The organism is Flavobacterium pectinovorum (assembly GCF_006438875.1).
GTDB lineage: Bacteria > Bacteroidota > Bacteroidia > Flavobacteriales > Flavobacteriaceae > Flavobacterium > Flavobacterium pectinovorum_A.
In genome coordinates this window covers 445846-459126 of the sequence record NZ_RCZH01000001.1, presented here as the reverse complement: position 1 = coordinate 459126, position 13281 = coordinate 445846, and the positions used below count along the sequence as shown (strand labels likewise).

General features: G+C 33.4%; 12 protein-coding genes and 1 tRNA gene. 9 read left to right on the top strand and 4 right to left on the bottom strand.

What is annotated here, in order from left to right; translation table 11 throughout:
* The first annotated feature begins 16 nt into the window (after positions 1-16).
* From EAH81_RS01850 to EAH81_RS01840, 3 genes are all read left to right on the top strand, one after another.
* A complete protein-coding gene (locus EAH81_RS01850) occupies positions 17-1327 on the top strand; it encodes a TolC family protein (protein ID WP_140503114.1) in 1311 nt (436 codons plus the stop codon).
* 27 nt (positions 1328-1354) lie between these two features.
* The gene (locus EAH81_RS01845; protein ID WP_140503112.1) at positions 1355-2218 is read left to right on the top strand and encodes a bestrophin family protein; all 864 of its coding nucleotides are present in this window, start codon (positions 1355-1357) and stop codon (positions 2216-2218) included.
* 72 nt (positions 2219-2290) lie between these two features.
* Positions 2291-3214: an AraC family transcriptional regulator N-terminal domain-containing protein gene (locus tag EAH81_RS01840; RefSeq protein WP_140503110.1), complete on the top strand. Its 924-nt coding sequence runs from the start codon at positions 2291-2293 to the stop codon at positions 3212-3214.
* 488 nt (positions 3215-3702) lie between these two features.
* Here the strand turns inward: EAH81_RS01840 and EAH81_RS01835 are convergent, their stop codons facing one another.
* Together EAH81_RS01835 and EAH81_RS01830 are read right to left on the bottom strand one after the other, a co-directional pair.
* A complete protein-coding gene (locus EAH81_RS01835; protein ID WP_140503108.1) occupies positions 3703-4077 on the bottom strand; it encodes a DUF779 domain-containing protein in 375 nt (124 codons plus the stop codon).
* A gap of 76 nt (positions 4078-4153) precedes the next feature.
* The gene (locus tag EAH81_RS01830; RefSeq protein WP_140503106.1) at positions 4154-5659 is read right to left on the bottom strand and encodes an aldehyde dehydrogenase family protein; all 1506 of its coding nucleotides are present in this window, start codon (positions 5657-5659) and stop codon (positions 4154-4156) included.
* Positions 5660-5935: 276 nt separating this feature from the next.
* Here EAH81_RS01830 and pheT point away from each other — a divergent pair, with 276 nt between their 5' ends.
* The 4 genes from pheT to EAH81_RS01805 all read left to right on the top strand — a co-directional run bounded on the left by pheT (position 5936) and on the right by EAH81_RS01805 (position 11146).
* Positions 5936-8356: a phenylalanine--tRNA ligase subunit beta gene (gene pheT, locus EAH81_RS01825; RefSeq protein WP_140503103.1), complete on the top strand. Its 2421-nt coding sequence runs from the start codon at positions 5936-5938 to the stop codon at positions 8354-8356.
* Between the two features lie 302 nt (positions 8357-8658).
* Complete coding sequence (locus tag EAH81_RS01820) at positions 8659-9099, top strand: hypothetical protein (protein WP_140503101.1); 441 nt, start codon at positions 8659-8661, stop codon at positions 9097-9099.
* 753 nt (positions 9100-9852) lie between these two features.
* Positions 9853-10512 carry a sensor histidine kinase gene (locus tag EAH81_RS01810; protein ID WP_241676493.1) on the top strand — a complete coding sequence of 220 codons (660 nt, stop codon included), beginning with the start codon at positions 9853-9855 and terminating at the stop codon, positions 10510-10512.
* Entirely contained in the window at positions 10502-11146 is a 645-nt protein-coding gene (locus EAH81_RS01805; RefSeq protein WP_140503094.1) for a response regulator transcription factor, read from the top strand. Before EAH81_RS01810 ends, EAH81_RS01805 begins: the two co-directional genes overlap by 11 nt.
* Positions 11147-11174: 28 nt before the next feature.
* Here the strand turns inward: EAH81_RS01805 and EAH81_RS01800 are convergent, their stop codons facing one another.
* Positions 11175-11942: a hypothetical protein gene (locus EAH81_RS01800; RefSeq protein ID WP_140503092.1), complete on the bottom strand. Its 768-nt coding sequence runs from the start codon at positions 11940-11942 to the stop codon at positions 11175-11177.
* Between the two features lie 28 nt (positions 11943-11970).
* Positions 11971-12483: an adenine phosphoribosyltransferase gene (locus EAH81_RS01795; protein ID WP_140503090.1), complete on the bottom strand. Its 513-nt coding sequence runs from the start codon at positions 12481-12483 to the stop codon at positions 11971-11973.
* 114 nt (positions 12484-12597) lie between these two features.
* On the opposite strand from EAH81_RS01795, the gene EAH81_RS01790 reads away from it, so the two are divergent.
* A tRNA-Arg gene (locus EAH81_RS01790) sits at positions 12598-12671 on the top strand.
* Positions 12672-12781: 110 nt separating this feature from the next.
* A complete protein-coding gene (locus EAH81_RS01785) occupies positions 12782-13201 on the top strand; it encodes a helix-turn-helix domain-containing protein (RefSeq protein ID WP_140503088.1) in 420 nt (139 codons plus the stop codon).
* The last annotated feature ends 80 nt before the right edge of the window (positions 13202-13281 follow it).

The following is a 13281-nucleotide window of genomic DNA, read 5'->3' as shown; positions in this document are numbered from 1 at the left end:
GCAAAAGAAAACTAATATGAATACTAAAATTTTATTCAATACGGTACTATTATTCTTGTTTTGCATCATAAAAACGAATGCACAAGAAGTCCTGACTATTGAAGATGCTATGAAAATAGCTTTGGAGAATAATTTTGAAATTAAGATCGCCAAGAATAATTCAAAAATCAGCGAAACAAATGTAACCGTTGGAAACGCCGGAATGCTGCCAACTGCGACTGCTTCAATCACGGACAATAACGGGATTACAAACTCTTCACAAACACGTCAGGATGGAACTTCGACATCCTTAAACAACGCCAAAAATAATAACTTAAATTATGGTGTAAGTTTAGGCTGGACCGTTTTTGACGGTATGAAAATGTTTGCCAGATTAGACCAATTAAAAGAGCTGCAAAGACTAGGTGATTCTGAATTAAAAAGAACTATTCTGATGAAAATTGGTCAGGTAAATTCTGCCTATTATGACTTAGTGCAGCAGCAACACCAATTATCAGCTTTAGACACTACAATTGTAATTTCTAAACAAAGATTAACATTGGCACAAAATCGTTTCAGCATTGGTAAAGCTTCAAAACTTGAGGTTTTAAATGCTCAGGTTGACTTAAATTCTGATCAGGTTGCCTTATTAAGACAAAAGGAATCGTATGCAAATGCAAAGATTTTATTGAATCAATATTTAGCGCGTGATGCAAAAATAAACTTTACGGTAACAGATTTGGTTAAGGTTGATGATAAGTTAGTTTTGGCTGATTTAATAGATTTGGCACAGAAACAAAACCCGGGTCTGGAATCTCAAGTCATCAATAAACGAATTGCCGAATTGCAGCTTAAACAAATAAAAGCAGATCGTTATCCTGTTGTAAACCTGACTTCCGGCTATAATTTTACCGAAAGTCAATCGAGTTTAGGTTTTACAAGTTCAGCTTCATCCAAAGGTTTTAATTACGGTTTTAACGCAACGTTAAACGTTTTTGACGGTTTTAACCAACACCGAAATGAAAAGGTAGCAAAACTGGAAATTGAGAATTCTCAAATTGCAATTGATCAGCAAAATATGATTTTGAATACACAATTAAGTACCGCATTTCAAACGTATTTAACCAATCTGGAATTAATAGGTTTAGAAGAAGACAATCAAGCAATTGCAAAACAAAATCTGGACATTACCTTAGATAAATTTAGAATTGGAACGATCACAACGCTCGATTTCAGAACGGCTCAGCTAAATTACGTCAACGCAAAAGTTCGTTACAGCAACGCTCAATACGAGGCAAAATTATCTGAAATTGCCTTGAAAGAATTAGCTGGAAATATTAATTTTTAAATTAAATTTGTTTCAAAACAAATATAAATGATCTCGTACAATACCAAAGATTGGTTTACTTTTATCTTCCATTTTCATAAATCGGATACCGTTAGAAAACTGTTTCCGATAATGATTGCCATCGGAATTTATTCTGCTCTTATTGGATATCTTGAAGTTTCTTATTTCAAGATTGGTAAAAATGATTATATCCATAATATTCCAATAATGCACGGAATGTTAGGTTTTGTAATTTCGTTATTGCTTGTTTTTAGAACCAATACCGCTTATGATCGTTGGTGGGAAGGACGTAAATTATGGGGCGGTCTTGTAAACAATAGCCGCAATCTGGCGATTAAACTCTCGGCAATTTTAAAGGACGAAAATGATCGTAAATTCTTTAGAAAGTTTATTCCTGCATATGCTTCAATTCTTCACAAACATCTTCATGATGATGATACCGGCAAACAGCTTTTTGAAGATGTTGATCTGGAAATTGACCATCATAAACATAAGCCAAATCAGATAAAAAGAATTATGTATCATAAAATCACTGATTTGTATGATGCAAAAAAAATAAGCGGAGATCAGCTTATTATTTTAAACGAAGAACTACAAGCTTTTACAGATATTTGCGGTGCTTGTGAGCGAATAAAAAACACTCCTATTCCCTACTCTTACAGTGCTTTTATAAAAAAATTCATTTTCTTTTATACCATGACATTGCCATTTGGTTATTCGGTTAGTTTAGGATATCTTGTAGCTCCCGTAGTTGTTTTTATTTTTTATGTACTGGCAAGTTTAGAGCTTATTGCCGAAGAAATTGAAGATCCGTTTGGTAATGATGAGAATGATTTACCAACAAAAAAGATTGCCGAAAACATTAAAAAACACGTCGAAGAACTGATTTAATAAAACGTTAAATATAAGGTTCTTATATTATTTTTCATTAAATTTAAAGTCTACACTTAAAATTTAATTACAATGAATAATCAACGTGTTTTAATTCATCCCCCTCATTTATCAAATGAAAAATCATTAAAGACACTTGTAGAAAACAGAAGCGTTTACACGCTGAATCATTGTGAATTAAATATTTTTGAAACCTACGAATCTTCTACATTGGTTCCGCTGAAATTTAACGATTTTGTGGTTACCAGTATGTTAAGAGGTAAAAAAATAATGCATCTTTTTGATGAACCCGGATTTGATTATTTGCCTGGAGAAACGGTTGTTATTCCTTCGAATATCGAAATGAAAATTGATTTTCCGGAAGCATCCAGAGAAAATCCAACGCAATGTCTTGCTCTGGCAATTGATAAAGCAAAAATAACCGATACTTTAAATTTCCTGAACGAACGATATCCTAAAGAAGGAAATGATGTTTTCTGGCAATTAAATCATCAGAATTATTTCTTCTATAACAATGTCGATCTCGCCACAACAATCAACAAACTTATCAAGGAATGTATGAGTACTTCGATCACCAAAGACGCTTTGGCAGATTTGACATTGCAGGAATTACTAATCCGAATTATCCAAACGCAAACCATAAAATCTATTGACGACGGAGTCACCGTTCACGCAAACAATCCAATTTTTGAGGTTACGGAATTTATCAAACTTAATTTGAAGGAAAATATAAACCTGAAAAGCTTGAGCGATAAAGCCTGTATGAGTTCTGCTTCTTTCTACCGCTTCTTTAAAAGAGAATTAGGAATGAGTCCGATTGAGTATATTTTGAGCGAAAAAATAAAACACGCCAAAAAACTCCTCAGAAATCCCGGAATTCAAATTAATGAAGTTTGTTATTTATCCGGTTTTGAAGATGCGAATTACTTTATACGATTATTCAAAAAACATGAAGGAATTACTCCTAAACAATATCAGTTGTTGTATGTTAATTGAGGAAGGTTCTGAGGTTCTGAGGTTCTGAGGTTCAAAGAGACAAAGTTTTTTCTAACTGTCATTTTGCAACGTTTATCTTATAACATTTATTTCATTTTTTTTTCACAACGTTTATTTCGCAACGTTTATCGTAGAGACGCACAGCAGTGCGTCTCGGTTTCAATTATCCATACCAAATTTTCTATAATCATATGTTAGACGCACTGCTGTGCGTCTCTACGGTCAATTTTTGCGTATTAAAACTACCCACAACAAAGGTGCAAACGTTCAGAGATAAAGGATTTTTTTAGGATTTTTTTCTTTACATTTATATTTACAACGTCTATCGTAGAGGCGCACAGCAGTGCGTCTCGGCTCCAATTATCCATGCCAATTTTCTATAATCATATGTTAGACGCACTGCTGTGCGTCTCTACGGTCAATTTTTGCGTATTAAAACCTTTGTCCCTCAGAACCTTTGTCCCTCAGAACCTTTGTCCCTTTGAACCTTACTTAATAAAACTAACCGGTTCTAAATCCTTTTCCTCTTCTTCGGTAAAAATTCGATATTCAATTTGGAATGTTTTTTTTAAAGGTGTTTCCAATGAAAAACCTCCTACTCCAAAAGCATCAATTACAGTTAATGTAAAATGGGCATGTTTCCAATATTCGAATAAATCTTTATCGACCCAGAATTCTGTATCTTCAATAGTACCAATACAAACGTCCCCCATTCTTTGGTAATAACCGCCTTTTTCAAAACATTGCGGTTGTGTTCCTTCGCAACATCCTCCGGCTTGATAAAACATTAAATCTCCGTGTTTTTCTTTTAATATTTTAATCAGTTCAATGGCTTTATCGGTGGCATCAATTCTCTTTATCATGACATTTTCCTTTAAATTAAATTTACAAAAAAAAGGTAAGTCAGAAACTTACCTTTTCGAACCAACAATTAACCAATTAAAAGAAACCTAACTTCTTTTTATCATAAGAAATTAGCATATTTTTTGTCTGGCGATATTGTCCAAGCATCATTTTGTGATTTTCGCGGCCAATTCCGGATTGTTTATAACCTCCAAAAGGCGCTCCTGCAGGATAAGAATGATATTGATTAATCCATACACGACCGGACTGAATCGCTCTTGGAACCTGATAAATTTCATGCGCATCGCGCGTCCAAACTCCGGCTCCTAAACCATACATCGTATCATTGGCGATTTCAATAGCTTCTTCAGTGGTTTTAAAAGTTGTAACAGCGAGAACCGGTCCAAAAATTTCTTCCTGAAAAATTCTCATTTTGTTATGTCCTTTAAATAATGTTGGCTTGATATAATAACCGCCTTCAAGATCTCCTCCCAAATGATTTTCATCACCTCCGGTTAATAATTCTGCACCTTCTTCTTTTCCAAGTTTAATGTACGACATGATTTTTTCTTTCTGAACTAACGATGTCTGTGCACCAATCATAGTTGACTTATCCAACGGATTTCCTGCAATAATAGCTTCGGTTCTTTCGATTACTTTAGCGATAAATTTTTCATAAATATCTTCGTGAATTAATAATCTTGACGGACAAGTACATATTTCTCCCTGATTTAAGGCAAAAAGAACAGCACCTTCAATCGCTTTATCAAAAAAGTCATCGTCATGATCTGCAACAGATGGGAAGAAAATATTTGGTGATTTCCCGCCAAGTTCAAGCGTAACCGGAATAATATTTTCGGTAGCATATTGCATCACCAAACGTCCTGTGGTGGTAGAACCCGTAAATGCGGCTTTAGAAACTTTTTTGTTTGTCACTAACGGACGTCCAAGCTCAGCACCAAAACCATTTACAATATTTAAAACTCCCGGAGGAAGAATATCTCCAATCAATTCCATTAAAACTAAAATGGAAATTGGCGTGCTTTCTGCCGGTTTTAATACAATTGTATTTCCTGCTGCAAGTGCCGGAGCAATTTTCCAAACCGCCATTAAAATGGGGAAATTCCACGGAATAATTTGCGCAACGACACCTAATGGTTCGCTAAAAGCAATTGAAACCGTTTGAGAATCCAATTCTGCAATCGAACTTTCCTCGGCGCGAATTACTCCGGCAAAATATCTAAAATGATCAATCGCCAAGGGAATATCAGCGGCAAGCGTTTCTCTGATTGGTTTTCCGTTATCAATCGTTTCTACGGTCGCAATATATTCGAGATTATCTTCTATTTTTTGTGCAATCTTATTTAATAAAATACTTCTTTCGGTTACAGAGGTTTTTCCCCAGCTTTTAAATGCTTCGTAGGCTGCATCAACAGCCAATTCTAAATCTTCTTTGCCTGAATGTGCGGCTTTTGTAAATACTTTTCCATCAATTGGAGAAATAACATCAAAATACTCCCCTTTTACAGGCGCAGTAAATTTTCCGTTGATGTAATTATCATATTTTGCCTTAAATTCAGGTCTTTGTGCGGTTGTGCTCATAAGATATTTTTTTTTGATTCATTTCAAATTTACCTTCATAATTCGACACAGAATAGCACTTTTCAGTCATCCAATAGCACAAAAATTACAAATTCGTTTTTATAACCAACTTTTAATACTTAATTAATAAAATAGTAGTGGTAAAAATGCAAAATACTCAATATCAGGAATTTTTATCCAAATTAAAAACAGCTTGAAAAAACCAAATAAATTCTTTCTTACTACAACACGCAATCCTTATATTTGTATCCTCATACAAGAATAATAAAGTTACACATGAAAATATCTTACAACTGGTTAAAACAATTCATTAAAACAGACTGGACATCGGAGCAAACTTCAGAATTACTTACAGATTTAGGTCTTGAAGTAGAAGTTGTCGAAAAATACCAATCGGTTAAAGGCGGTTTAGAAGGAGTTGTTGTAGGACACGTACTTACTTGCGAAAAACACCCTGATGCTGACAGATTAAATGTTACAACAGTAAATATTGGTTTAGAAGCTCCTATACAAATTGTTTGCGGCGCTGCAAATGTTGCTGCAGGACAAAAAGTGCCTGTTGCCACTATTGGAACCATTTTATATGATAAAGACGGTGGTGAATTTACCATTAAAAAAGGAAAAATTCGCGGAATGGAAAGTCATGGAATGATTTGTGCCGAAGATGAATTAGGTCTTGGTACAAGCCACGACGGAATCATGGTTCTGGATGATGCTTTGGTACCGGGAACGGCTGCTTCTGAAGTATTTCAAATTGCTAATGATGAAGTTTTCGAAATTGGATTAACTCCAAACCGTGCAGATGCAATGAGCCATTTTGGTACAGCTCGTGATTTAAGAGCCGGAATGCTGCAACGCGGTGTAAATATCGAATTGATTACACCATCTGTAAGTAATTTTAGAGTAGAAATGCGTACTTTAAAAATTGATGTGAATGTTGAAGAGCCTTTATTGGCGCCTAGATATTGTGGTGTTACCATTTCCGGAATTTCTGTACATGAATCTCCAAGCTGGTTACAAGATCGTTTGAAAGCTATTGGATTAACTCCAAGAAATAATGTTGTTGACGTTACTAATTATGTTTTACACGAATTAGGACAACCTTTGCACGCTTTTGATGCTGCAAAAATAAACGGAAAAATTATCGTAAAAACACTTCCGGAAGGCACAAAATTCATCACTTTAGACGATGTTGAAAGAACATTGCACAAAGAGGATTTAATGATTTGTGACGAAAAAGGACCGCTTGCTATTGCAGGTGTTTTTGGTGGAAAAAAATCCGGTGTTACGGAAGGAACAACTTCTATATTCTTAGAAAGTGCTTATTTTGACGCTGTTAGCATTCGTAAAACTGCCAAAAGACATCAATTGAACACTGATGCTTCTTTTAGATATGAAAGAGGAATTGATCCAACTATTACTGAATATGCCTTAAAACGTGCTGCGCTTTTAATTCAGGAAGTTGCGGGCGGAAAATTAACATCTGATGTTGTAGAGGTTTATCCTAAAAAAGTAGAAGATTTTTCTGTTTTATTGAATTTCAGCCATGTTTCGAAAATTATCGGACAGGAAATTCCAAAAGACACGATCAAGAAAATATTAGTTTCATTAGATATTAAAGTAAATAGTGTTTCTGATTCTGGTTTAGGATTGACGATTCCGGCTTACCGTGTTGATGTTCAGCGTGAAATTGATGTGATCGAAGAAATTTTAAGAGTTTACGGTTATAACAACATCGAATTCTCTAAAAAATTCAATGCTACAGTTGCAAATTCTCCAAGAACAGAAGATTATAAAGTTCAAAATGTAATTGCCGGACAATTGAATTCTCAGGGATTTCATGAAATGATGGCAAACTCTTTGACAACTGCCGCTTATGCGAAATTATCGACTGTATTAAAAGAAGAACACAATGTTACGATGTTGAATCCTTTAAGCAGTGATTTGGCAACAATGCGCCAATCATTATTGTTTTCGGGTTTAGAAGCTATTTCGTATAATATCAACAGAAGAAATTCTGATTTGAAATTGTTTGAATTTGGAAAATCATACCATAAATATCTTAACGGATATGAAGAGCACAAACACCTTACTTTATTAATTTCTGGTAACAGAAACAAAGAAAGCTGGACAAACGGTCAAAAACCAACTGATTTCTTTTTATTGAAAGGATATGTAAAAGCAATTCTTGCTCGTTTGGGAATTGAGAAAATTACAAATGCTCCCGTACAAACTGATATTTTCTCAGAAGGTACAGCGATTTGCTACAACAATGATACATTGGTTGAAATTGGACTGGTTAAGAAATCAATCCTGAAACATTTCGGAATCAAACAAGATGTTTATTTTGCTGATTTCAACTGGGATCTGGTTCTGAAAATCATTACCGGAAAAATTAAATACACAGAGATTCCTAAATACCCTGAAGTTCGTAGAGATTTAGCCTTGCTAATCGATAATAGTACAACTTATGAGCGTATTTATAATTTGGCAAAACAAACGGAGAAAACACTTCTAAAAGACGTTAATTTATTTGATGTTTACGAAGGTGACAAACTTCCGGAAGGTAAAAAATCGTATGCTTTGAGTTTTACAATTCAGGACAATACTAAAACGCTTACCGATTCTCAAATTGATAAAATCATGTCGAAACTGCAACAAACTTTTGAGACTGAAATTGGAGCTGTTTTGAGATAAAAAACATCGCTTCTTATAAATTCAAACCCGACAGGTCTAAAACTTGTCGGGTTTTTCTTTTTTGTTTCAGGTTTCAGGTTTCAGGTTAATTGGAATGTGTTAGTTTATCTATTTCATTCAATTTCAGCTTTTAAATCTCAAGCTATTCAAATAAATTATTATATAACACTATTTTGCCTACTTTTTTTTAGATAAATTTACTTTATAAAAAAAGGGGGAAAATACCCTTGTCGTTATGCCACGATTAAAATAATTTTGAAAAATAATTTTAACTAAACCATTAACCAATTAAATTAACAATCATGAAAAATCCACCAGCAAAACCAAGTCAGCTAATTACTAAAGAATTTGCCCGAATTTTAAATTCGAATTACAATAGTAAAAAAGCTAGTTTGACTGCAAAATCAAACCAAGAAGAAAAAGAAGATGCAAATGCAATTTGGTACTCTTTAGAAGAATTAGAAAATTATATCCATTATATAAAAACGGAAGGCACAAAAGACGGTTATACAATCGATGGTATTCGTTTTTATTTTGGAGAATATCCTGAGGATGAAAAACATGGAGAAAAAGCCGGATTGACGACTTTATTCCTTGTTCCAACGGGCAAAAAAGTACAAAAAAACACAACGGCAAAAGTTCAGGCTTTTGCTTTGGTAGATATAGAAACCTCAAGCGATGTAGAAAGCCTTTCTCCTATGAATTACGGAAACATTGGAAGACCACCTAGCTTAATATATTAAAAAAATTATGTTTGAATTTTTAAGATGTTATATCATTTATTTAGCCTTATTATCAGGAATTGTTGGATTGTTATCACTGAACAAACTTCCTGGTAAAAAGGCTAAATCTATGGTCGTTTTAATATGGTTTGCAGTACTTACAGAATTAGTGGGCTATTACTTTACATCATGGACAGGTTTATTAAACTATTATGTCTACAATTTTTATATGTTCGTTAGTTTTTCGGCGTACATCCTACTCCTTCGAAGTCTTTTACTGAATTACAACTATAAAAAAGCGGCAACTCTATTCCTGATATTGTTTATATTTTCTTTCTTTCTCAATTTTTTATATTTCAAGGACAACAATAATAAAGCTTTTATTTATAGCTTTGCGATTGGTGTTCTTTTAGTTATGATATTATCTTGCCTATATTTGGTAGAAATTTTTAACTCGGAGAAAGTACTCAAGTTTAAAAAATCAGTTTTTTTTTGGTACATCCTCGGGATATTGGTGTTTCATGTACCGTTTCTTCCGTTTATGCTCGCAATTAACTGGTTTTTAATTCTGCATGATGAATCAATATTTAGCTTAGTATTGTTTATTTTAAATTTGCTGTCGCATTGTTGTTTTATTATCGGATTTATATGGAGCGAAAAGAAATACAACTATTAGTCATTTCGTTAGGTATTGTTTTCTTAACTTTACTGATAACTTTGCTTGTTATATTCTTTTATTTTCTAAAGAAAAAGAATAATTATCTGGTAGAAAAGATGGAATCAGAGCTTTATTTTCAATCTGAATTAATAAAAACCAGACTGGAAATTAAGGATCAGACGCTATCTGAAATTAGTAAAGAACTGCATGACAATATTGGCCAAATAGTATCTGTGGGGATTATGCAACTCAATATGTATATCAATAGCGGAAAAGCTGTACAACAAAATGAGTTAAATGACCTTAAAGAAGTCCTGGCAAAATCATTAGATGAAATCAGGATTTTATCGCGGATTATCAATAAAGATAATTTACTTCAAAACAATTTTATCGAAGCCATAAAACAGGATTTAGAGCGCATAAAAAAGCTTAAAAAAATTCAATACAAATACACACTTTCGGGACAAATACCGGAGATTACCCAAGAACACGATTTATTTATTTACAGAATTTTTCAGGAAGCATTGCATAACAGTCTGAAACATTCGCACAGTGATTTATTTGAAGTAAATATTACGACAACAGAAACTTTGTTTTCTTTAGAATTTAACGATTTTGGTATTGGTTACGATCCGCTCCATACAAATTCCGGAATTGGATTAAACAACATGAAACTAAGAGCAAAATTAATTGGAGCAACATTAATTATGAAATCAGACACAGCAGGAACCACTGTAACTATAGAATATCCTTTAACTAAACCCGATGAAACCTAAAAACAAAATTATTATTGTAGATGATCATATGCTTTTTTCGCAATCACTGGAGCTTTTGATCAATAGTTTTAAAGATTTTGAAGTCATCAATCGCTTTGAAAACGGAAAAGTATTCATTTCCTACTTACAGGAAAATATCGATTCAGAAGTTGATCTGATTCTGTTAGATGTAAATATGCCGGTTCTCGATGGCGTGAGTACCATGAAATGGATTAAAGAAAACAGGCCAAATCTTAAGGTTATCGCGCTGTCTGTAAACGACGACGAAGAAATTATTATAAAAATGCTAACCAACGGCGCAAAAGGTTATTTGCTAAAAGATACATCGCCGGAAATATTTAGAAATGGCATTGTATCGGTAATCGAAAAAGGTTTTTTCTTTACCGAATTAGTTTCCGGAATGCTGGTCAAAAAAGCCAATAGCGACGCTACAAAAGTCAATTTAAAAGACAAAGAAATCATTTTCATAAAACATGCCTGTACCGAAAAAACATACAAAGAAATCGCCTCAGAAATGTGTCTGAGTCCTAAAACAATCGACGGATACAGAGAATGTCTATTTGATAAACTGGAAATAAAAACCCGAATAGGTTTGGTTCTCTATGCTATTAAAAACAAAATTGTCTTAGTTTAAGCAAACTAAGACAATTTATAAAACTCCTTTAATCAAATTTGATTAATTTATCGTTTGGTAAATCATATTCGTATAATGTATTGTTTTCATTATCGAGATACAACCATTGTAGGATATTAGTATGATGCTCAAAATCATTCGAAATTCCTAAAACGATATAAGAGCGCCCTTCCCTATCTTTTTCTTCAATAGAATAACTTAAATCAGCATCCGGACTTTTTAAAGCCGCTTTGACGAGTTCGTTTTTAGAATTTGCCAAATAATATTCGACTTGTGTATACAAGAAATCTTTATAATCAGCTGTATAATCTTCTTTTTCAGAATAATATTTTATTGGTTTCTTGTACTTTTTAAGAAACAAGGTAACATTTCCGTCTTTTACTTTTTTGGCATCAACCAGCCACTCTCCAAAATCTTGTTTTTCTCCTTCGCCAGCAATATAAATAGTATCCATCTTCCACTTAACGTCCAATAAATCGCCTCTTTTAAAAGTTTTCGCATTTTCAAGATTCGTATACAACGAAATTAACTCTTTGTTTTTTTGAACAGTAAACAATGCATAATCGCCATTACCATCAAAATTTACAAATTCGACCAAATCAGAATATACTTGTTGAATTTTTAGTTTTTCATTTGGTCTTAAAACACTTGTTTGGGTGTTATTAGAAACAACTTTCGTTTCTTTTATATTTATAGTATCTTTTTGAGTGGTATTGAGATTTTCAGTTGTGGCTTCTTTATTTTCTTTACAGGAAAACAACAAAACAAGGAATGCTAAACAATAAAACTGCTTCATGCGTAGGTTTGGGTTAAATTTGGTTTGATTAATAGTTTATGGCAGCAAATATAGGATAGTCTTTTATTTTTTCTCTTCCGTTAAGGAAAGACAATTCCATTAAAAAATTAAACTGAACGATTTCGCCGCCAAGTTCGGTTACCAAATCACCAAGGGCTTTTGCTGTTCCGCCTGTTGCCAAAACATCGTCGTGAATTAAAACCTTGTCCCCTTTTTTGATGGCATCTGTATGTATTTCAAGCGAATCAGTTCCATATTCCAATTCATAAGACGCCGAAATAATATCAAAAGGAAGCTTTCCGGGTTTTCGTACCGGAACAAAACCTGCGTTTAATCGATCTGCCAAAAGCATTCCGAAGAAAAAGCCACGACTTTCGGCTCCAATTACCTTATCTATTTTTTGTCCCTTCAGAGATTCAATTAAAATTGAAAGGCATTCTTTCCTAGCAATTGGGTCATTTAATAGCGGAGTAATATCTTTAAACAAAATTCCTTCTTTAGGAAAACCCTGAATATCACGTATATAATTCTCAATCATAATTTTTTTTGATTTTTATGTTATTTTATGCTTGTATATCTCACATTTGTTTCTATCTTTGCACCCGCAATAAGCGCTCAACAAAGCTACGAAAAATTAGCTTAATTGAAAACAAAAGGCCTCGTGGCGCAACTGAATAGCGCACTTGATTACGGCTCAAGAGGTTACTGGTTTGAATCCAGTCGAGGTCACAAAAAAATCCCATTTCTTACGAAATGGGATTTTTTTTTATTTTTGAAACGCAGGCTTTTAATTCAAAAAATGGCTTTATCTTTAAGCCTTTAGAAAATTGATATTCATTATGGAACAGAAAATACATCAGGGAAGAAACGTAAAACGCTTCAGAGAAATGCTTGGCATCAAACAAGAAGCATTGGCTTTTGATTTGGGAAATGACTGGAATCAGAAGAAAATTTCTGTGCTGGAGCAAAAAGATATAATTGAAGATAATTTGCTGAAACAAATCTCAGATGCATTAAAAATTCCTGTTGAAGCTTTTCAGAACTTTGATGAAGAACAGGCGGTGAATGTAATTGCAAATACTTATTCATTCCAAGATTTTAAGGATAACGCTGTTGCCTCTGGATTTAGCTACCAACCCTCTTTCAATCCTGTTGACAAAATTGTTCAATTATATGATGAAAAAATTGCGTTATACGAGCGTATGTTAAAAGAGAAAGATGAAATGATGGCAAGGTTTGAAAAATTAATCAATAAATAATTATTTATAAAGATATATTAATTCTATAAAGAGACTTTCGAGTCTCTTTTTTGTTTTAGAACATTATTTATGGGTTCGAA